This is a genomic window from Roseateles sp. P5_E8 (genome assembly GCF_054177665.1).
On the sequence record NZ_JBGCUM010000073.1, the window covers coordinates 1 to 21,181 of the forward strand.

Sequence of the window (21,181 nt, forward strand, 5' to 3'; positions counted from 1 at the left end):
GTGCTGGCGGTGCTGATGGCGGTAGCCGCGTGGGCGCTGTGGCCACGCCGCGTGGCCGAGCCGGTGGCGCCGCCGCCGGTCGCGGCGTCTGCTGCGGCTGCCGCTTCGACTCCTCCGGCCCCGGCTTCAACGCCACCCGCACCGGCCGAGCCGGCGTCCGAGGCCGCATCCGCGCCCGAACCCGGCGCCAGCCAGCCTGACGAACCGCCACCCGACATTCGCCCGCGGCTGGTGGAGCGCACCGACGGCATCAAGCGCCCACCGCTGCGGTCCACCAAGGTCGACGAGCAGCCCGCAGACAAGGCGTCCGAGAACTCTGCGGAGAAGGCCACCGAACCCGCCCGCAAGGCCGAGCCCCCCGACCCGCGCCTGACCCGCCTGGCCGCCTCGCCGGACAAGCCCGCCGTCGCCCTGGTCGGCCCGCCCAGCAGCAAGGCCGATGCCGAGGCGCTGCTGAAGAAGATGCAGGCCGGCCTGGTGGGCGTGCACAGCAACCCCGAGGCGCTGCAGGCCGACGTCATCCAGACGCCAGAGGGCTGGCGCGCGACCGTCTGGCCCTTCCCGAGCCGCGAGCAGGCGCAGTTGATCAACGCGACGCTGGTGGCACGCGGGCTCAAGACCAAGGCCGTGAACTTCTAGGGCTGTTGACCCTAAAGCCCGGGCTCGAAGCGCTCGGCCAGGAAGTCCAGCAGCAGGCGCAGCGCCAGTGGCTGGTACTGCCGCGACAGGTAGACGCCGTGGATGGCATGCGACTCGGGCTCGTAGCCCGGCAGCAGCCGCTTGAGCCGCCCCTCACGCAAGTCGTCATCAACAAGATAGCTCGGCAGGATGGCCACGCCCGCGCCGGCCAGCACGGCGCGGTGCATGACGCCGGCGTCATTGCTCTGCAGCACCGAGCGCACCGGTACGCGCAGCCATTGGCCCTCGTGCTGCAGCGCGAAGTCGCTGCGGTTGACGTAGGCATGGGTCACGCAGCGGTGCTGGCGCAGGTCGTCGGGCGTGGCCAGCGGCGCGGCCTTGGCGAGATAGGCCGGCGCCGCGCACAGCACCGAGCTGAAGCGCCCCAGCGGCCGGGCGACCAGGCTGGGGTCGAGCTGGTTGCTGATGCGCACGGCCAGGTCGATGCGCTCCTCGACCAGGTTGACCGCGCGCTCCAGCGCGACGAGCTCGACCTCGCAGTCCGCGTGCAGCGCCAGGAAGTCGGCCACCGCCGCCGCCAGCCGCGCCTGGGCCAGGGACGCGCTGGCCGTCACGCGCAGCCGGCCGCGCGGCGCCAGGCGCTGTTCACCGGCGGCGGCCTCGGCCTCGCGGGCCAGCTCCAGCATCTGCTTGCAGCGCAGCAGCGCACCCGCGCCGGCCTCGGTCAGGCTGACGCGCCGCGTCGTGCGCTGCAGCAGCCGCGCGCCCAGCCAGCGCTCCACGCTTTCCAGGTAGCGCGAAACCATGGCGCGGGACATATCGAGCGCGTCAGCGGCTTGCGTGAGGCTGCCGCGCTCGGCCACCTCGACGAAGACCTGCATGGCAATCAGGCGGTCCATGTCTTCAGGTGCTCGCAAAACCAACACGGGGCGTCGACATCGCCGACGCCAGGTCGCGAATCGCGACCGCCTGGCTCACTTCACTTCCAGCTTCATCGTGTTGGCGATGAAGGCCAGGATGTCGCTGCGCTCCTCAATGATCTTGGACGTCGGCTTGCCGGCACCGTGGCCGGCATTGACCTCGATGCGGATCAGCTTGGGCGCAGCACCCGTGTCGGCGGCCTGCAGCGTGGCGGCGTACTTGAAGCTGTGCGCCGGCACGACGCGGTCGTCGTGGTCGCCCGTCGTCACCATCACGGCCGGGTACTTGGCGCCGCTTCTGATGTTGTGGAGGGGCGAGTAGGCGTGCAGCGCCTTGAACAGGTCGGGCTTGTCGCTGGTGCCGTAGTCGGTGGCCCAGGCCCAGCCAATGGTGAAGTTCTGGTAGCGCAGCATGTCCATCACGCCGACCTGCGGCACGGCGGCGGCGAACAGGTCCGGGCGCTGGTTGGCCACGGCGCCGACCAGCAGGCCGCCGTTGCTGCCGCCGTTGATGGCCAGCGTGGCCGGGCTGGCGACCTTGTTCTTCACCAGCCATTCGCCGGCCGCGATGAAGTCGTCGAAGACGTTCTGCTTGTTCAGCTGGGTGCCGGCCTCATGCCAGGCCGAGCCGTACTCGCCGCCGCCGCGGATGGAGGCGATGACGTAGACGCCGCCCATCTTCAGCCAGCTGGCCGAGGTCACGCCGTAGGCCGGCGTGATGGCGATGTTGAAGCCGCCGTAGCCATAGAGCAGCGTTGGGTTGGTGCCGTCCAGCTTCAGGCCCTTCTTGGCGGCGATGAAGATGGGGAAGCGCGTGCCGTCCTTGCTGGTGACGAACTCGCGGCGGGTCTCGAACTCGTCGGCGTTGAAGGCCGTCTTGGGCTTCTTGAACAGCGTGATCGCGCCGGTCTTGACGTCGTAGCGGTGCACCTCGGCCGGCGTTGTCAGGCTGGTGTAGCTGAAGAAGGTTTCGGTGTCGCTCCAGCGGCCACCGAAGCCGCTGGCCGTGCCCACGCCGGGCAGCTTGACCTCGCTGAGCGGCTTGCCGTCGCCGCCATGCACGCGCACCAGCGTGGCGGCGTCGTGCAGGTAGCTCAGCAGGTAGCGGCCGCCCACGGCGGAGGCGCCGGTCATCGCGTCGGGGCCTTCGGCCACCAGCGTCTTCCAGCCGGCCGGCGCGGGGTTCTTCAGGTCGATGGCGATGAGCTTGCCGCGCGGCGCGCCCTTGTCGGTCTTGACGATGAGCTTGCTACCCGTGACGGCGACGGGGCTGTAGAGCGCGTCGAAGTCCAGCGTGATGGGCTGGGGCTTGCCGCCGGCGAATGCGCCCTTGGGCAAGGGCAGCACCAGCAGGCCGTTCTTGCTGCCGGCGCTTTTCCAGATGTTGATGAGCAGCAGCTGGCCGTCGTCGGACACATCGGCGCCGAAGCCCCATTCCTTGTCGTCGCGGTTCTCGGTGACGAGCACGTCGTCAGCCTGGGGCGTGCCCAGGCGGTGGTAGTAGAGCTTCTGGAAGTAGTTGGCGCCGGTCAGCTTGGTGCCGTCCTTGGGCGCGTCATAGCGCGAGTAGAAGAAGCCCTTGCCGTCGGCCGTCCAGGCGGCGCTGCTGAACTTGACCCAGTCGATCTTGTCGTCCAGGTCCTGGCCGGTGGCGAGGTCGCGCACCTTCCAGACCTGCCAGTCGGAGCCGGCGCCGGCAATGCCGTAGGCCAGCAGCTTGCCGTCGCGCGAGGGCACGAGGCCGGTCAGCGCGACCGTGCCGTCCTTGGACAGCAGGTTGGGGTCCAGCGCGACGACCGGCGCGTCCTTCAGCGACTTGGCCGTGTAGATGACGTTCTGCTGCTGCAGGCCGTCGTTGCGGCTCCAGAAGTAGCGGCCGCCTTCGCTGAAGGGAATGCCGTAGCGCTCGAAGTTGTAGAGCTCGGTGTAGATGCGGCGCGCGGGCAGGCGCTGCGGCATCGCTTCAAGGAACTTGTCCGTGACCTTGTTCTGCTCGATGACCCAGGCCTTGGTCTCGGCGCTGTTGTCGTCCTCCAGCCAGCGGTAGGGGTCGGCGACGGCCGTGTCGTGATACGCGTCGATCTGGTCGACCTTGCGCGTGACGGGGTAGCTGAGGCCTTGGGCCTGGGCGCTTGTGGCGACGACGGCGGCAAGGGCGAGGGAAGTCAGGGGCAGCTTCATCTGGGGGTGTCCCGGGATCGAGAAGCCGCCGATTCTCGACGCCCCTTGCCGGCGGCGCCGATGGTCATGCGAGGAAAGCCCTGACGGCGGTAACCCTTAGGGCGGCGCCTCAGCTCCGGTAGTCGGCGTTGATGGTGACGTAGTCGTGGCTGAGGTCGCAGGTCCACACCGTGGCGCTGGCGGCGCCGCGGTTCAGGCCGACGCGGATGGTGATCTCGCTCTGCTTCATGACGCGCTGGCCGTCTTCCTCGCGGTACTCGGGCCGGCGGCCGCCGCTCGTCACGACGTGGACGTCGTCCAGGTACAGGTCGATGAGGCTCTGGTCCAGGTCGCCAATGCCGGCGTAGCCGACGGCGGCCAGGATGCGGCCCAGGTTGGGGTCACTGGCGAAGAACGCCGTCTTGACCAGCGGCGAGTGGGCGATGGCATAGGCCGCCAGCTTGCACTCGGCTTCGTCGCGCCCGCCTTCGATGGTGATGGCGATGAACTTGGTGGCGCCCTCGCCGTCGCGCACGATGGCCTGGGCCAGCTCCTGGGCCAGTGCGATCAGCGCCTCGCGCAGGGTTTGCGCGTCGGCGCTGTCCAGCGACGTGATCTCGGCGTGGCCCGCCTTGCGGCTGGCGATCAGCATGAAGCAGTCGTTGGTGGACGTGTCGCCGTCGATGGTGATGCGGTTGAAGGAGGCGTCGGCGGCTTCCTTGACCAGCGGCTGCAGCAGGGCCGGGGCGATGTTGGCGTCCGTCGCGACAAAGCCCAGCATGGTCGCCATATTGGGCCGGATCATGCCGGCGCCCTTGGAGATGCCGCTCAGCGTGACCGGCACGCCGCCGAGGGTGATGCGGCGCGACGCGGCCTTGGGCAGCGTGTCTGTCGTCATGATGCCCAGGGCGGCCTCGCCCCAGCCGTCGTCGCGCAGCGCCGCCAGCGCGCCGGGCAGGCCGGCGGTGATGCGGTCCACCGGCAGCGTCTCCATGATGACGCCGGTGGAGAAAGGCAGCACCTGCTGCGGCTGGCAGCCGATCAGCTCGGCCAGCGCCTGGCAGGTCTGGCGCGCACGGGCCAGGCCGTCGGCGCCGGTGCCGGCGTTGGCATTGCCGGTGTTGATGAGCAGCGCTCGCACGCCTGACCCGGCGGCCAGGTGCTCGCGGCAGACCTGCACCGGGGCGGCGCAGAAGCGGTTGGTCGTGAAGACGCCGGCCACGGCCGCGCCCTCGTCCAGCGCGATGACGCTGAGGTCACGCCGGTTGGCCTTGCGCACGCCAGCCATCGTCACGCCAAGGCGCACGCCCGGCACGGGCAACAGGGAGGCGGGATCGGGGGCGGAGAGATTGACGGGCATGGCGCGCTCGGGTTGGTCAGGGAAAGCGCCGGGATTGTAAAAAGCGAAAAAGGCTCCCGAAGGAGCCTTTGCAAGCGAATGCGCTTGTTCGATCAGCGGGGCAGGCGGCGGCGGGCCAGCATGCCGATGGCGCCAAGGCCGGCCAGGAACAGCGCGTAGGACTCGGGTTCCGGCACGGCCGTCACTGCCGTGGCGACGATCAGGTCCTGGACGCTGGCGTGGGTCAGGCGGGTGAGCTCGTAGCGGGCCGGGCCGTTGTAGGCCAGAGCCTGGGCCAGGAAGCTGTTGGCCAGCGTCGTGGCGGCGGTGCTGGTGGCGTCGCTGCCCACCACATGGAAGCTGCCGGTAGCGGTGTCCAGAGAAGTGCCGTTCTCGCGCACCAGCTCCCACACGGCCAGCTGGAATGCCGCCTTGTCGGTGTAGGTGGACAGACTTGCAAAGGTCGTCGAGAACAGGCCTTGCAGTTGCTGGGCCTGCACACCGCTGAAGCTGCCGATGTCATAGACAAGCTTCAGACCGACGCGGCCGTTGCCCTGGGTGGGCTCGATGCAATAGGCGATGAAGCTCTGGGCGGTATCGACGTAGGTGTAGTTCAGTGCCGTCGTCGCGTAGTTGTTCGTCGCCCCGGCGACGTCAACCGTGTTGAGCTTGGTGCCGGCCGTGTCGATGCCCTGCCACTTGACGGTGACGGTGCCGACGGCAACAGCAGCTTGTGACGCCAGCAGGCCGGCGGTCAGAAGACTGGAAACAATGATGCTTTTCATCTCGATCATCCGATTCGTGTGCGGGTTCAGGCCTTGCGACGGCGGATGCTGGTCACGCCAGCGCCGAGCAGGGCCAGGGTGGCCAGGGCAACGCTGCCCGGCTCAGGCAGTTCCAGCGCAGCGCTGTAGCCGTTGGCGGTCTTGTCGGAATAGCTGACGCCCGTGATTTCAAGCTGCCATTCGCCCGCGCTCAGCAAGCGGGTCGACAGGGCCCATTGCTCGACACCGGAGAAGGCCGTGTCCCAGTCGATAGCAACGGTCTCGGCCCAGCTGGCATTGCTGCCGAGGCGGCGCAGCGTGACGGACTGAACGTCAACGGCCGGATCGCCACCCAGCGGAGCGACCGTGTTCAGAAGACCGCCAACCCAGGTGTCGCTGGCCAGCGTCAAGGTGTAGGTGTCGTCGAATGCCTTGCCGAAGCCGGTGTCGTCCTGGTGGGTGAAATTGCTGATCGTGACCGTGCCGGCCGAAGCGCTGGTGGCGAGGACAACGGCTGCGATGGCGGTGAACAGGGCTTTCATGACGGGCTTTCTGGAACTTCTATCGGGCTAACCCCAGTAGCGGGGCTCTCTGGGACTGCACTCTAGGGGGATGCCCCCGGCCGGAGCACCCCTCATGCGCGGGCCGCAGTGGGTGGTTCGTGCTCAAACACACGTATTTCCCCCTAGATGGGTGGGGCTCCAGAGGCCGTCGGCCCAATGAAAACGGGCCGGCAGAGCCGGCCCGTGAGGGATTCAAGCGCGAGAAATCAGGCCAGCTTGCCGTGGCAGAGCTTGAATTTCTTGCCGCTGCCGCAGGGGCAGGGGTCGTTGCGGCCGACGTGGCCGTACTCGGCCAGCAAGGTGTCGGGGTCGACGTCGCGGCTGATGGAACCGTCCTCGTTGGGATGCTGGTAGGTCACGTTGGACACGGCCTCGGCGCGGCGCTCCAGGGCCTCGGCGGCGCGGTCGGCCTCTTCCTGGCTCTGGATGCGCACGTTCATCAGCGTGCGGGTGACTTCCATCTTCACGACGTCCAGCAGCTGAGAGAACAGCTCGAAGGCCTCGCGCTTGTATTCCTGCTTGGGGTTCTTCTGGGCGTAGCCGCGCAGGTGGATGCCCTGGCGCAGATAGTCCAGCGCGGCCAGGTGCTCGCGCCAGCGCTGGTCGATGCTTTGCAGCAGCACCATGCGCATGAAGGGGTTGAACTGCTCGCTGCCGACGCGCTCGAGCTTGCCGTCGAACTGCTGCGCACCGGCCTTGACGACGGCTTCGAGGATTTCCTCCTCGGTGATGGAGTCGCTCTTCTGGACGAGCTCGGCCAGCGACAGCTCGACCTGCCACTCTTCCTTGAGCACCTGCTCCAGGCCGGGCAGGTCCCACTGCTCTTCCACGCTTTCGACCGGCACGTAGGTGCGTACGACGTCGGTCAGCGTGGATTCGCGCAGCGAGCCGATCTGGGCAACCAGGCTCTCGGCCTCCAGGATGTCGTTGCGCTGCTGGTAAATGACCTTGCGCTGGTCGTTCGAGACGTCGTCGTACTCGAGCAGCTGCTTGCGGATGTCGAAGTTGCGCGCCTCGACCTTGCGCTGGGCGCCTTCGATGCTGCGCGTGACGATGCCGGCCTCGATGGCCTCGCCTTCGGGCATCTTCAGCCGGTCCATGATGGCGCGCACGCGCTCACCGGCAAAGATGCGCATCAGCTGGTCGTCCAGCGACAGGTAGAAGCGCGAGCTGCCCGGGTCGCCCTGACGGCCGGCGCGGCCACGCAGCTGGTTGTCGATGCGGCGGCTCTCGTGGCGCTCGGTGGCGATGATGCGCAGGCCGCCCTCGGCCTTGACCTTGTCGTGCAGGCCCTGCCACTCGTCGTGCAGCTGCTGGATGCGGCGCGCCTTCTCGTCGGCGGGAATCGCGTCGTCGGCCTCGATGAACTTGACCTGGTTCTCGACATTGCCGCCCAGCACGATGTCGGTGCCGCGGCCGGCCATGTTGGTGGCGATGGTGATGACACCCGGGCGACCGGCCTGGGCGACGATCTCGGCCTCGCGGGCATGCTGCTTGGCGTTCAGCACGTTGTGCGGCAGGTTGGTGGCCTGCAGCAGGTTGGAGATCAGCTCCGAGTTCTCGATGGACGTCGTGCCCACCAGCACCGGCTGGCCACGCGTGTGGCAGGCGCGGATGTCCTCGATGACGGCGTTGTACTTTTCCTTGTCGGTCTTGTAGACCAGATCCAACTCGTCCTTGCGGATGGTCGGGCGGTTCGGCGGGATGACGACGGTCTCCAGCCCGTAGATCTCCTGGAACTCGTAGGCCTCGGTGTCGGCCGTGCCCGTCATGCCCGACAGCTTGCCGTACATGCGGAAGTAGTTCTGGAAGGTGATCGAGGCCATCGTCTGGTTCTCGGCCTGGATCTCCACACCTTCCTTGGCCTCGACGGCCTGGTGCAGACCATCGCTCCAGCGGCGGCCCGACATCAGGCGGCCGGTGAACTCGTCGACGATGATGACCTCGCCGTTCTGCACGACGTAGCCTTGGTCCTTGTGATAGACGTGGTGGGCCCGCAGCGCTGCATTCAGGTGATGCATCAGCGTGATGTTGGCCGCGTCGTACAGGCTCGCGCCTTCGGCAATCAGGCCGGCCTGGCTCAGCAGGCGCTCGGCGTTCTCGTGGCCGTCTTCGGTCAGGTGGATCTGGTGCGACTTCTCGTCCACCGTGAAGTCGCCCGGATCGATGACGCCCTCGCCGGTGCGCGGGTCCAACTCGCCGATCTGCTTCTTCAGGCCGGGGACGATCGAGTTGATCTTCTTGTAGACGTCGGTGTGGTCGTCGGCCTGGCCCGAGATGATCAGCGGCGTGCGCGCCTCGTCGATCAGGATCGAGTCCACCTCGTCGACGATGGCGTAGGACGTGCCGCGCTGCACGCGGTCGGCCGTCTCGTAGACCATGTTGTCGCGCAGGTAGTCGAAGCCGTACTCGTTGTTGGTGCCGTAGGTCACGTCGGCGGCGTAGGCCGCCTGCTTCTGCTCGCGCGGCATCTGCGGCAGGTTGATGCCCACCGACAGGCCCAGGAACGTGTAGAGCTTGCCCATCCACTCGGCGTCGCGGCGCGCGAGGTAGTCGTTCACCGTGACGACGTGGACGCCCTTGCCCGTCAGCGCGTTCAGGTAGACCGGCAGCGTCGCCATCAGCGTCTTGCCTTCACCGGTGCGCATTTCGGCCACCTTGCCGGCATTCAGCACCATGCCGCCGATCAGCTGCACGTCGAAATGGCGCATCTTCAGCGAGCGCTTGCTGCCTTCACGGCAGACGGCAAAGGCCTCGGGCAGGATGTCGTCGACCGTCTCGCCGCCGGCGATGCGCTGCTTGAACGCTTCCGTCTGGGCGCGCAGTTCGTCGTCGCTCAAGCCCTCGTACTTCGGCTCCAGCTCGTTGATCTGCTGCACGGTGCGGCGGTATTGCTTGAGCAAGCGCTCATTGCGGCTGCCGAAAATCGAGGTGAGAAGCTTGGGCAACATGCTGCGGAGTGGGGCTGGGCGGGGGCCGGCGAGAACCGGTGCGACGCGCGAATCTGAGGGCGGTGCGAGGCAATACAAGGCGGAGTTGCCTGGCCGCGCAAAACGGCGCAGTTTAGCAGCGCCCCCAAACGGGGCACCCTGCCCGCCGGCCCGCTGAATACACTGCGCCCATGTCGGCTCCACGCTATCTCGCGCCCAAGATCCAGCGCGTCAGCGTGCCCGACCCGATGCCGGTCGCGCAGGCGCTGCGCGCCCACGAAGGCCTGGTGCGGCTGGGCGAGCGCCTGGAAGCGTCACGGCGCCGGCTGCGCGTCATCACGCCGGCCCTGCCTGGCAGCCTGCTTGCCAGCATCCAACCCGGCCCGATCGACGAGGAAGGCTGGAGCCTGCTCGTCGCCAACGCGGCCGTCGCGGCCAAGCTGCGCCACCTGCTGCCGCGGCTGGAAGCGCTGCTGGCCCAGGCCGGCCTGCCCGGGCGCATTCGCGTGAAGCTGGCGCAAAAGTAAGTTTGCGAAGCCAAAGCGGCGGTGGCTTGGGCGCCGGAGAACGGGCAGACCTGTTGCTGCGTTGCTCGGGCCAGAGGCCCGATCCTTCGCCAGGCACAAACAGTCCTCAGGACTGTTTGTGTCCGGGCTCAGTCCTCCGGCCGCTTCGCGACCTCCCCCTTTACCTTCGCAACAGGCCTACCCACTCCCCTGCTTCGCGGTGCAATGGGTTTGTTCGTCCCGAAATACCTCCGGTGGAGCGGCCGGGATGCGGGTGCGCGCACTTGCGCAAGTAAAGGAGGAGGGCCGCTTGCGGCCCGGGGGACACGGAGCAAGTGCGTGCACCCGCGTCCTGGCCCAGACCAGTCTTGGCGACGGCTTCCGATCCCCGCCCACCTCATCGGCGCGGTCTTGTGCACTGTCAGATTTGACATTCGTGCACCTGCGCATCTGCAGGCTTTGACAGTGCCCTAAACGGGCCCGGACTTTGATCATTCGTTCCAACGAACGGCAGCAATGCCCCACAGGAGCAACGAATGAGCACCACCCCCGGCACTGCCAGCGCAGACACCCGCGAAGCCACCGCCGCCTGGCATGTCAGCCCCGCCGACATCGCCGCGCTCGACGCCCGCGTCGTGGCCGACGACCTCAGCGCCGGCGCCAACTCGCCCTGCGCCTGTGCCTCGCTGCCGGCCACCACCAGCGTCTGGCTCGACGGCCTGCTGTCCACGCACGGCGCCCGCCGCCGCTGAAGCGACTCACCCCAACACCCGAATAGCGCTTCGCCACCCGGCGCTATGCCTCAACCAGGGTGGCATTCAACCTCTAGGAGATTTCCCATGACCAACCCCACCACCAACATCCAAGCCGACATCCAGTCCTTCGACGACATCGACGTCACGGACGCCACCATCGAAGGCCTGGAAGTCGTGACCGTCAAGGACGCCCTCGCCCTGCCGGAAACCGGCGCGTCCAGCGGCTCGAGCTCCTGTGGCTCCTGCTCGACCTGCGGCTCGTCGTCGTGCTGCATCTCGCTCGCCTGATCGGCTGAGCTGCCCTCGAGGGGTGGCCGGCGCCACGCCGGCCCCTCCTCACTTTTCGCCCTGACCCCCTCCACCCCGGAGTTGCCATGTTGACCCCACCTCCCCTCGCGCCCGCTCAGGCGCATGGCGCGCCGCCCGCCATTGACGTGCGCGGTCTCGTCAAGACCTACGGCAGCAAGACGGCGCTGCGCGGCCTGACGCTGCGCATCGAGACCGGCAGCACGGTGGCCCTGATCGGCCCCAACGGTGCGGGCAAGAGCAGCTTCGTCGAGATCCTGATGGGCCTGCGCACGCCGGACGGCGGCGAAGTGCGCGTGCTCGGGCATGACGTGGTGCGCGACCCGCGTGGCCATGTGGCGCGCATCGGCGTGCAGCTCCAGGAGGCCAACCTCTTCAAGCTGCTGACCATCCGCGAGTACTTCGCCTTCTTCGCCAAGCTCTACCCCCGCCATGTCGACCTGGCCCAGCTCGCGGCCGAGTTCGCGCTGACCGACATGCTCGACACCCGCGTCAGCAAGCTCAGCGGCGGCCAGAAGCAGCGCGTCTCGCTGGCACTGGCGCTGATCAACGACCCCGAGCTGGTCATCCTCGACGAGCCCACCGTCGGCCTGGACCCCATCGTGCGGCGCGAGTTCTGGGAGCTCATCCGTGCCCAGGCCGGTCGCGGCCGCACCGTGCTCTTCACCACCCACTACATGGACGAGGCCGCCGCCCTGGCCGACCAGGTCCTGATGATTTCCGCCGGCCAGCTCGTGGCCGCCGGTAGTGCCGCACAGCTGATTGCGCGCGCCCCCGACGGCAGCCTCTCGCTGGACGACGCCTACGCACACTTTGCGCGCCAAGGCGCGCTGGAGGCCGCTTGATGAACACCGCCCTTCGCGCCTACGTCGGCTTCGACTTCCGGCTGGCCTTCCGTGACCGCATGGTCCTGCTCATGACGCTGGCCGTGCCGGCCGTCATGTACGGCTTCTTCGGCCTGATGTATGGCCAGAGCGTCTACGGCGCCCAGGCCGTCAGCTACTACGACGAATACACGCCCAGCTTCATCGGCCTCATCCTGCTCAACGTGGCGCTGATGAACGTCGCCCCGGTGCTGGTGATCTACAAGGAGCAGGGCCTCTTCCGGCGGCTGCTGGTCACGCCGCTGGACATGGGGGCCGTCTGGTTCTCGGCCATCAGCCGGGCGTTCACGATCTTCCTGCTCGGCCTGGTCGAGATGCTGATCGTCGGCTGGCTGATGTTCCATCGATTGCCGGCCACCTCGTTCATCGAGCTGCTCGCCGCGCTCACGGTCAGTGCCTACGCGCTGTTCTCGCTGGGCTTCCTGATCGGCGCGCTGGCCCGCACCGCCAACTCGTCCTTCAGCGCCGGTAGCCTGCTGTTCCAGCCCATGCTGCTGCTGTCCGGCGCCAGCATCCCGCTGACCCAGTTCCCGGACATCGTGCAGACCATCGCCCAGGTCATCCCCATGACCCACGCAGTCGAAGCCCTGCGCCTGGCCTGGCGCGGCGAGTTCTTCACCTCGGCCGGTCTCGCGCCCACCCTCGTGCTGCTGGCCTTCGGCACCGTCTTCGCGCTGGTCGCCCGCCGCTGCTTCCAGTGGTCGGCACGCTGAAGCCTCCTCCGTTTGACCTCAGGGACTGACACATGAACTCCACCACCATGCTCCCCACCCAGGACGGGCCGATGCTGCTGCATCCGCGCTACGTGATGCGCGTGGCCGGCGAATCGGTTCGTGCGCTGCAAGGCCTGGAGACCGGCGAGACCGCCCAGGTGCTGGCCGACGGCGAGCGCCAGCGGCTGGAGCTGCAACAGCAATCGGCCGCCCTGCTGGACGCGCTGGGGCAGGCCATCCACGGCTGCACCGACCGCGACCTCGGCCGCCTGGCGCTGAACGTCAAGCGCGCCGTGTTCAACCAGCGCGCCAGCAAGCCCGAGCAGGTGCAGGCGCTGGCCGGCTTGATCGACGCCGACGCGCTGGCCGCGCTGACCCGCTTCAACGAAGCCGCCATCGCGCTGGCCGGCCACGAGGAGAAGGTGCGCCAGGCCTATGCCCGCGAGATCGACGCGACCTCGGAGCACCTGAACGCGCTGTGGCAGCTGCCGCGGCTGCGGGACGCGATCAGCTACGTCAACCCCGAGCTGTTCGCCGACTTCGAGGCCATGGCCCGCAAGGACGCCAAGCCGCTGGCGCCCAAGGCCAGGCGCAAGCTGCAGGAGACCTTCGTTCAGTACCTGACCCGCTGCAGCTCCAAGACCAGCCCCCTGTCCACCTTCACCGTGCTGCACGTCGGCCGCTGGGACGAGCGCCTGGTGAGCGACTGGTCCCTGGACTACGACGCCGCGCTGGACCGCCGCGTGACGCTCAAGGGCGCGCTGATGCGCCAGATCCTGGCCCCGCTGCTGGGCAACTTCCAGCTCTCCAGCAGCCTGTTCGCGCTGGCGCTCAACCCCAGCCTGGTGCTGGAGAACGGCCGTGCGCGCTTTCGCACCGTCACCGAGGGCAACACCAGCAGCGGCAAGTTCTTCGGCACCGGAGAGGCCGTGGCCGAGATCAACAGCAACGCCGCCGTCGCCTGCCTGCACCACGTCTTCGCGCAGCGCAACTTCGAACCCATCTTTGCGCGTGACCTGATCACCGCGATGTGCAAGCTGGCGCCCAAGCTGCAACCCCAGGTCGTCAACGACCTGCTGGGCAAGCTCTACGACCTGCGCATGCTGCTGCCCGACACCCAGCCCTGGGAGCAGACCGACCCGCTGGCCTGGACCGAGCAACTGCTGGGCGACCTGCCCGGCGAGAGCGGCGTGCAGGCGCGTGGCCACCTGCGCAACGTGCGCCAGTCGCTGGCCGACTTCCGCAGCGCCGAACCGGCCCAGCGCGCCCAGCTGGTGGGCACGGTCAAGGGCGAGATCAAGGCGTTGCGCGAGGCCTTGCAGGCGCCCGAGCAGCGCTCGGCGGCCGACACCGTTTTCTTCGAGAACTGCTACCTCAAGTCGCTGCAGGGCGGCCTCAACCCGCGCCTGCTGGAACCCTTTGCCGACGACCTCAGCCTGCTGATGGCCCTGGCGCCCGTGGTGGGCTTCACGCAGCAGGCCCGCTGCGACATGGCCGACTTCTTCCTCGCCGAGTACGGCGCCGGCGGCGTTTGCGACCAGCCGCTGGAGTTCATCCGCCGCTTCGACCAGATCTACGCGCTGGGCAGCCTGACGCACGCGGCCGACCCCGAGCGCAAGGCCGCCCCCACGGCCATCAGCGAGGCCTTCAACCGCGCCCGCCGGCAGTTCAACGACGTGCTCACGCCGCTGCTGACGCAGAAGGAGGACGTGCAGATCGACCGCGAGGCGCTGCGCGCCGTCGTGCAGGCCCTGCCCGCCCCGGTACGCCAGCGCGGCGGCTCGCAGAGCTATGTGGGCCAGATCGCGCTGCGCCAGGGCCGGCCGACGTTCGTGCTCAACCAGGTCTTCGGCGGCCGCGGCGGGCTGATGTCGCGCTTCATGGAAGTGCTGGAAGACCGCGAGGTGCAGGAGGTGCGCGACTACCTGCTCAACAGCAGCGAAGGCGCCCTCTTTGCCGAGCTGCCCGGCGTGTTCGGCTTCAACGCCAACAACCACCCCCGCATGGCCGACCACGAGGTCGTCGTGCCGCCCTTCGCGCCGAACTGGGAAGAGACCCGCAAGTTCGAGATCGACAAGCTGCGCCTCGTCTACGACCCGCGCGAGCACATGGTGCGCTTCAAGACCGAGGACGGCCGTGACATCGACGTCTGGTACCACGGCTTCCTGATGCCCATGCTGCTGCCGCGCATCCAGCGCGTGCTGGCCATCGCCTACACCGAGGGCATCAACAACTTCACCGTCGCGCCGATGATGAAGCAGGGCCTGCTGCGCCCGGATGCCGTCACCTACCTGCCGCGCCTGAGCCTGGGCGACGTGGTGCTGGCCCGCCGCACCTGGGTCATCCCGGCYACGCTGCAACCCGATGCCGACCTGGCGCCCGAGGCCTTCTTCGTCGCCATCCAGGCCTGGCGGCGCGAGATCGGCCTGCCGGCACAGGTCTTCCTGCGCGGCATGCCGGCGACCGACCCGCAGGTGCAGACCGGCACCTCGCTGAACTTCAAGTGGGACGCGGTCGACTTCAAGGACCTGAAGCCCTTCCATGTGCGCTTCGACAGCCCGCGCCTGGTGCGCCTGATGCAGCGCACGCTCAAGCGCAACAGCTTCTCCATCGTCGCCACCGAGGTGCTGCCGTCGCTGGACGACCAGCATGTGTCGGTCGAAGGCCAGCCCCATGTGGCCGAGCTGCAGTTCGAGCTCAGCACGCTGCCGCAGCGGCTGCAGCCCGCCAGCCGGCGCGACCAGTGGCATGCGCTGCGCATCGCCTACTTCGAGGACGACCGCCGCGGCCTGCTGCTCGGCCCCTTGAGCGACCTGCTCGACGGCCTGCGCAGCCAGCATGGCATTGACCGCGTCATGCTGCTGCCGCACTGGCGCCACGGCCCCCACGTCGACCTGGCCGTCCATTGCAGCGCCCAGGTGCTGGACGAAGTCGTCTGGCCCGCCGTGCGCGCCCAGTTGCTGCCCTGGCTGCAAGCCAACCCCAGCAGCCGCGAGATCGACCCGCAGGCCTACGAGGCGCTCGCCACCAAGCTGGCGCTGTTCGAGCTGGACCCCGAGCCCGCCCTGCCCCTGCTGACGAACAACACGGTCACCGCCGCACCCTATGTCCGCCCCAAGGCGCTGAAGCTGGAAGCCTTTGCGGCGGCGCGGGAGGACTTCCAGGTCGCCGCCCTGCCGCTGACGCTGAAGCTGCTGCGCGGCAAGGTCGACGGCAACGACGAGTTCATGCTGACGCTGGCGGCCATGCTGGCCCTGGTGGGGCAGACCTACGAAATCGGCGGCCTGTCGCGCGGCTATGTGTCGCTGCGCTCGCATGCCGAGTACTTCTTCGCCGCGCACGACGACGGCGGCAAGCTGCGCGGCCGCTTCGACGCACTGGACCAGCGCCTGGGCGAGCGCGTCGGCGAGGTGCTGCGCGCCGTGCTCGACGGCCGGCTCGACAGCCTGGCCCTGGCGCCCGAGTTCAAGCAGGTGCTGGCCGAGTGGCAAACGGTGCTGGCCAGCACGGCCGAGGCCAACCGCCGCATCGTCCACCAGCACTACGACGTGCTGCTGGCCGACGACACCTTCGACCGCCTGCAAGGCAGCGTCACCGGCCAGGGCAGCGACTTCCAGACCCGCATGCGCCAGCGCGTGCCCAGCGAGATCGGCCGCGCCCTCGGCCAGGCCCGCGGCATGTTGGCCATGAGCACGCCGCAGATCATGGCCTACCGCACCACGGTCAACTTCTTCTACACGCTGCTGCCCTTGCTCGGGGTGTCGCCGATGCAGAAGTTCTGCCTGTGCCACCTCGTCGCCCTGGGCGTCGAGCGCGTGCTGGGCGTGAGCTGGCGCGACATCACCGGGCTGCAGGCCGCCGCCACCCCGGAGGTCTCCGCATGAACACCGCCACCGTCGGCGCCTGGCCCGCTCGCCGCCTGCGCCTCAAGCACCACGTCTTCTTCCGCAACACGCCTGCCGGCGTGCAGTTCGACGGCGGCAGCCGCAGCCTGCTGCTACCGGGCGAGGGGCTTCACCGGTTGGTGGAGCGCGTCATCGCGCTGATGGACCACGGCCTGGACCTGCCCGCCCTGCAGGCCCGCCTGCCGGAGCGGCTGCAGCCCGCCGTGCATCGTGTCGTGCAGGCGCTGGACGCCCACGGCCTGCTGCTCGACGAGACCGACGACACGCCCTGGCTGCCGCAGGCCGACGCGCCGCTGGCTGTCACCGAGTTCATCAAATACCTGCAGGACCGTGCCGACCCCGCCACCCGCCTTGCTCGCTGGGGCGCCTGGCGCGATGGCTGCGTGCTGCTGGTGGGCGACGGCCATGCGCTGAAGGCCGCCGCCCGCGCCCTGGCCGACAGCGGCGTGGGCACATTGCGCCTGCGCCTGCTGGCCAGCGACAGCGCCATCACGCTGGATGAGCTGCACGAACACCTGAGCGCCGCGGGCATCCTGGGCCAGGCCTTGGACCTGCAGGCCGGCGCGCCCCAGGCCGCTGACTTCGACGGCGTGACGGCCGCGCTGTGGGCCAGCGACCGCGCCGATGCCGCGTTGGACGCTGCCATCTTCGAGCATGACGCCCGCCGCCACGGGCTGGCCGCCGTCATCGCCCTGCGCAGTGGCGGCATGGCGCTGGTGGCCCCGCCCAGCGAGCCCGGCCTGCCCGGCGTGCACGAGCTGCTGCAATGGCAGCAGGCCGGCGCCGACGAGGCCCACAGCCCCGCCAGCCTGGCCCTGCTGGGCGTGGTGGCCGCGCAAGGCGTGATGGACCACCACTTCGGCATCGCGCCGGCTCAATGGCAGCGCCGCGTGCGCCGCGTCTCGCCCTACCTGGAACTGAGCCAGCACCCGCTGGTGGCGGCAGGCACCCGCCCAGCCGCCCTGGGCGAACTGGCAGCGATTGAGCCGCAAGCCTTCAGCGACCTGCTCGGCCAACCCGGCGACCGCAGCCTCTCCGGCTACGAGCAGCAACGCGTGGCCCTCACGCCCTGGTTCGACGCCGCCTTCGGCCCGCTGGCCTGGCGCCCGGCCGGCACGCGGGGCCAGGTCTTGTCGCAGCTGCCGCTGTACCACGACGCCATCGCCGTGCGCGCCCCGCTGGGCCAGCGCGGCGCCGTCACCCAGGTGGCCGGCTGGGGCCTGAATGCCGAGCAGGCCGGCACCCGCGCGCTGCAACTGGCACTGAGCCAGCTGGCCGCCAAGCTGGCGCCCGGGCATGACGCCACCGACTTCGTCACCGCCTTCGACCCCGCCCGCTGGCAAGCCCTGGCCTTGGCGCAGGCCGTCGCGGCCCACCCGAGCTTTGACGCCGAGCGCCATGTGGCCCGGGTGGCGCTGGAGCAAATGCAGGACAGCGTCGTGCATTTGCTGCGCCAGCTGCTGCGCCACTTCGCGCCGGCGCCGGCCCGCGTGCTGCTGCACTGGCACCCGCGCTTTGCGTCATGCGTGGCGCAGGTCTACGTGGGCGACACGCTCGCAGGCACGGCTTGCGACGCAGCCGCGCTGCCGGCCATCCAGGAAGCGCTGGGCCAGGCCTGCAGCCGCGTGCAGTTGAACGACGACGCGCTGTGGCGCGGCCGCGTGTGGCATTGGCCCGAGCCGCAGGCCGGACAGTGGCAGCCCGCGCCCGACCTCCAAGCGACCAACGCCGAACTGCCTGCGCGCGTGCAGTGGCATGTGGCCGACACCCTCAACCTCCCGAGCGGCGTGATCTGTGGTCGTGCCGTCATCGAACACGCCGAGGCCCTGGCATGAACACCGCCGCCATGACGCTACGCACCTGGACGCTGATCCACGACGCCAGCAGCGACGCGCTGTGGCCCGCCCTGCGCGCCGCCACCGCCCAGCAGCACGCACTGGCGGACGCGCCGCTGCCGCAGGCCGGCGAGCGCTGCCTGCTGGTGTTCGACCAGCGCCGCGCCCCCGAGGCCCTGGCCTGGCAGGCCAAGGCCCGCCAGGCCGGCGCCGAGCTGCTGCTGCTGGGCCTGGAGCCGGGCAGCGTCAGCTTCGGTCCCTGGGTGGCGCCGCATGACAGCGACGCGCCCTGCCTGGGCTGCGTGATGCGCTGGACCGCGCTGAACCTGAACCAGCCCCAGCACTGGTCTGCCGAGCCGCAAGCCCCGGCCGAGCTGGAGCGCCAGTCGCAGGCGCCGCTGAGCCCCGCCGGCCGCGTCGTCTTCAAGCAGCTGCTGGGCCAGGTGCTGGCCGAGCCCGAGCAGGTGCGCGGCCGCGTGCTGCGCCTGAACTGGGAGCGCCTGGCCACCGACAGCCACCGCCTGCACCGCCACCCGCACTGCCCCGATTGCCACCCGCTGCCGGCCGACCACGCCGAGCTGGCCCGCCTGGACCTGCAAGCGCGCCCGTTGGACGGCAACGCGCGTGGCCGCTTGCCCAACCCCAAGCTCAACGTGGCGGCGCTGCGCGAGAACTTCCTCGACCACCGTACCGGCGTCATCAAGCACCTCTTCCACGACCTCAGCTCCGAGCTGATGCCCATGGTGGTGGCCGAGATGAGCCTGCCCGGCTCGACGGTGGCCGAGAGCGGCTACGGCCGCACCGAGAGCCGCGAGGGCTCGGAGCTGGTCGCCATGCTGGAGGCCCTGGAGCGCTTCTGCGGCCACGAACCGCGTCGCCATGGCGCCTCGGTGCGCGGCAGCTTCGACAGCCTGCGCGCGCAGTACGGCGATGCGGTGGTCGACCCGCGCGACTTCGTGCTGCACGACGCCGAGCAGATGGCCCAGCCCAGCTTCACCCACGAGCCCTACAGCGACGCGCTGCAATTCAACTGGAGCTGGGGCTGGTCGATGCGCAAGAGCCGGCCGGTGCTGGTGCCGCAGCAGATGGTCTATTACCGCCTCGGCGACGCGCCGGGCCAACCGCTCAACCGCTTCGTCTACGAGACCTCCAGCGGCTGCGCGCTCGGCGGCTGCGTCGAGGAAGCCGCGCTCTACGGCTTGATGGAAGTGCTGGAGCGCGACGCCTACCTGACCTCCTGGTATGGCCGCATCCCTCCGCGCGAGCTGCTGCTGGACGACGTGCGGGACGACCGCGTGGCGGCCCTCGTCGCCCGCAGCCGCGCCCAGGGCTACGAGGTGCGCGCCTTCGACATGCGGCTGGACATCGACGTGCCGCTGGTCTGGGCGCTGATCGTCGACCCGCGCGCCGATGCGCCGGTGAAGAGCTACTGCGCCTCGGCCGGCCATGCCCAGTGGGAGCAGGCGCTGTTTGCCGCGCTGGTGGAGGTGACCACGTCGATGGGCGTCTACCAGGTGACGATGCCGGCGCTGCGCGAGCGCGCGCTGGCCATGGCCGACGATCCCTGGCTGGTGCGCGGCATGGCCGACCATGTGCTGCTCTACAGCCTGCCCGAGACCTACCCGCGACTGGACTTCCTGTTCGACGGCCCGCCCGCGCAAGCCCTGCCCGCACCCGCGCCTGCCGCCACCGACCTGCGTGACGAACTGCTGCGCCGCGTGCAGCAGACGCTGGCCGTGGCCAGCGACGTGATCCTGGTGAACCAGAGCTGGGCGCCGATGGAGGCGCTCAACCTGCACTGCGTCAAGGTGCTGGCGCCGGGGCTGACGCCGGTCACCTTCGGCCACCAGCACCGCCGCTGCGCGCTGCCCCGGCTGAACTCGGCCCGCCAGGCCCGCGGCCTCGCGCCGATGGCGCAGGGCGACATCAACCCTGAACCGCACAACTTCCCATGAGCATGTTGGCGCTCCAGGCCTGCCCCGTGCTGCCGCTGCCGCAAGCGTGGTGGCTGGGTACGCACCGGCGCATGGATCTGCTGGACGTGCCGTCCTTCGGCGCGGCCCGGCCAGCAGCGCCGACGCTGGCGCCCCGTGTGACCCTGCGGCGTCGCCTGCACCGCCTGCCCAGCCGCCTGCCGGCCGAGCTGATGAGCCTGGGCGACCACCTGCAAGGCCGCGCGCCCGCTGTGGCGCTGGATGCGCTAACTGCACTGTCGCTGCTGCTGCGCCACCTCGCCGCGCCCATCAGCTTCCAGGCCGACAACCCCTACGCCGTCCACCGCGCCGTGCCGTCGCCGCGCTGCGCCTACCCCTGCCGCGTGTTCGTCATCGAACGGCACGACGCGGGCGTGCGCCAGTGGGTCTACGAGGGCGATCACCACGCACTCGCCCAGGCCGCCGGCCCTTGCGACACGCAGGCGCTGCTGGGCGAGCACCAGTTGGCCGTCATCGGCGTGGCGCGACACTGGATGCTGGCCGACAAGTACGGCGACTTCGCCCCCTTCAACGCCATGCTGGAAGCCGGCATGGCCCAGTCGCAGCTGCAGCACCTGGCGCAGGCGCTGGGCTGGGCAGGCGAGCCGCTGGAAGGCCAGCCCGCCGCGCTGCGCGCCGCCAGCCGGCTGTGCGAGCACCCGCTGGAGACGGTGGCCTACGGCCTGCGGCTGAGCCCGGCCGCGGGCCAGCACTGGCTGCCGTCTTGGCCCGGTGAAGCCATCGAGACGGACGTGGCCGGCCATGCGCCCTCGCCCCGCCTGGCCGAGCAGTTCGACCTGCTGCCCAGCCTGGCCGCACAGTTCGCGGCCATCGGCCCGGCGTATGAGTCACCACCGACCGCTGCGAACTTTGCGGGGCCGGCGCCGGAGACGGGCTTGCTGGAACTGATGCGCGCCCGCAGCTCGGGCAGCGACCGCAGCGGCCTGGCCCCGCGCCTGGCCCCGCTGCCGGCCGGCACGCGCGACCGG

The 21,181-nt window shown here is 69.6% G+C and carries 16 protein-coding genes; 10 read left to right on the forward strand and 6 right to left on the reverse strand.

What is annotated here, in order from left to right:
• The coding region (locus tag ACXRVZ_RS24980) for a hypothetical protein (protein WP_458232964.1) at positions 1-639 on the forward strand (639 nt) is incomplete at its 5' end.
• 11 nt (positions 640-650) lie between these two features.
• On the opposite strand, the gene ACXRVZ_RS24985 is transcribed toward ACXRVZ_RS24980, so the two are convergent.
• The 6 genes from ACXRVZ_RS24985 to secA all read right to left on the reverse strand — a co-directional run bounded on the left by ACXRVZ_RS24985 (position 651) and on the right by secA (position 9,336).
• Positions 651-1,538, reverse strand: coding sequence for a LysR family transcriptional regulator (locus ACXRVZ_RS24985; RefSeq protein ID WP_457427151.1), 888 nt, complete (start codon positions 1,536-1,538; stop codon positions 651-653).
• A gap of 75 nt (positions 1,539-1,613) precedes the next feature.
• On the reverse strand, positions 1,614-3,740 hold the full coding sequence (locus ACXRVZ_RS24990) for a prolyl oligopeptidase family serine peptidase (protein ID WP_457427153.1): 2,127 nt from the start codon (positions 3,738-3,740) through the stop codon (positions 1,614-1,616).
• A 109-nt stretch (positions 3,741-3,849) separates the two neighbouring features.
• Positions 3,850-5,079 carry a bifunctional glutamate N-acetyltransferase/amino-acid acetyltransferase ArgJ gene (gene argJ, locus ACXRVZ_RS24995; RefSeq protein WP_457427155.1) on the reverse strand — a complete coding sequence of 410 codons (1,230 nt, stop codon included), beginning with the start codon at positions 5,077-5,079 and terminating at the stop codon, positions 3,850-3,852.
• A 92-nt stretch (positions 5,080-5,171) separates the two neighbouring features.
• The gene (locus ACXRVZ_RS25000) at positions 5,172-5,843 is read right to left on the reverse strand and encodes a PEP-CTERM sorting domain-containing protein (RefSeq protein WP_457427157.1); all 672 of its coding nucleotides are present in this window, start codon (positions 5,841-5,843) and stop codon (positions 5,172-5,174) included.
• A gap of 26 nt (positions 5,844-5,869) precedes the next feature.
• Positions 5,870-6,364 carry a hypothetical protein gene (locus tag ACXRVZ_RS25005; protein ID WP_457427159.1) on the reverse strand — a complete coding sequence of 165 codons (495 nt, stop codon included), beginning with the start codon at positions 6,362-6,364 and terminating at the stop codon, positions 5,870-5,872.
• 227 nt (positions 6,365-6,591) lie between these two features.
• Positions 6,592-9,336, reverse strand: coding sequence for a preprotein translocase subunit SecA (secA, locus tag ACXRVZ_RS25010; RefSeq protein WP_458232965.1), 2,745 nt, complete (start codon positions 9,334-9,336; stop codon positions 6,592-6,594).
• Positions 9,337-9,506: 170 nt separating this feature from the next.
• Here secA and ACXRVZ_RS25015 point away from each other — a divergent pair, with 170 nt between their 5' ends.
• The 9 genes from ACXRVZ_RS25015 to ACXRVZ_RS25055 all read left to right on the forward strand — a co-directional run.
• Positions 9,507-9,842 carry a hypothetical protein gene (locus ACXRVZ_RS25015; protein WP_457427163.1) on the forward strand — a complete coding sequence of 112 codons (336 nt, stop codon included), beginning with the start codon at positions 9,507-9,509 and terminating at the stop codon, positions 9,840-9,842.
• Between the two features lie 515 nt (positions 9,843-10,357).
• Positions 10,358-10,573, forward strand: a complete 216-nt coding sequence (locus tag ACXRVZ_RS25020) for a hypothetical protein (protein WP_457427165.1) — start codon at positions 10,358-10,360, stop codon at positions 10,571-10,573.
• A gap of 87 nt (positions 10,574-10,660) precedes the next feature.
• Positions 10,661-10,864 carry a thiazolylpeptide-type bacteriocin gene (locus tag ACXRVZ_RS25025; protein ID WP_457427167.1) on the forward strand — a complete coding sequence of 68 codons (204 nt, stop codon included), beginning with the start codon at positions 10,661-10,663 and terminating at the stop codon, positions 10,862-10,864.
• A gap of 86 nt (positions 10,865-10,950) precedes the next feature.
• Positions 10,951-11,727 (forward strand): ABC transporter ATP-binding protein, encoded by a 777-nt coding sequence (locus ACXRVZ_RS25030; protein WP_457427169.1) that lies wholly within the window; start codon positions 10,951-10,953, stop codon positions 11,725-11,727.
• Complete coding sequence (locus tag ACXRVZ_RS25035) at positions 11,727-12,479, forward strand: ABC transporter permease (protein ID WP_457427171.1); 753 nt, start codon at positions 11,727-11,729, stop codon at positions 12,477-12,479. Before ACXRVZ_RS25030 ends, ACXRVZ_RS25035 begins: the two co-directional genes overlap by 1 nt.
• 32 nt (positions 12,480-12,511) lie before the next feature.
• Positions 12,512-16,363, forward strand: coding sequence for a lantibiotic dehydratase (locus tag ACXRVZ_RS25040; RefSeq protein WP_458232966.1), 3,852 nt, complete (start codon positions 12,512-12,514; stop codon positions 16,361-16,363).
• Positions 16,360-18,219 (forward strand): hypothetical protein, encoded by a 1,860-nt coding sequence (locus ACXRVZ_RS25045; protein WP_457427175.1) that lies wholly within the window; start codon positions 16,360-16,362, stop codon positions 18,217-18,219. Before ACXRVZ_RS25040 ends, ACXRVZ_RS25045 begins: the two co-directional genes overlap by 4 nt.
• Positions 18,216-20,174: a TOMM precursor leader peptide-binding protein gene (locus tag ACXRVZ_RS25050; RefSeq protein WP_457427177.1), complete on the forward strand. Its 1,959-nt coding sequence runs from the start codon at positions 18,216-18,218 to the stop codon at positions 20,172-20,174. The genes ACXRVZ_RS25045 and ACXRVZ_RS25050 overlap by 4 nt, the downstream gene beginning before the upstream one ends.
• The coding region (locus tag ACXRVZ_RS25055; protein WP_458232967.1) for a hypothetical protein at positions 20,171-21,181 on the forward strand (1,011 nt) is incomplete at its 3' end. The genes ACXRVZ_RS25050 and ACXRVZ_RS25055, both read left to right, overlap by 4 nt.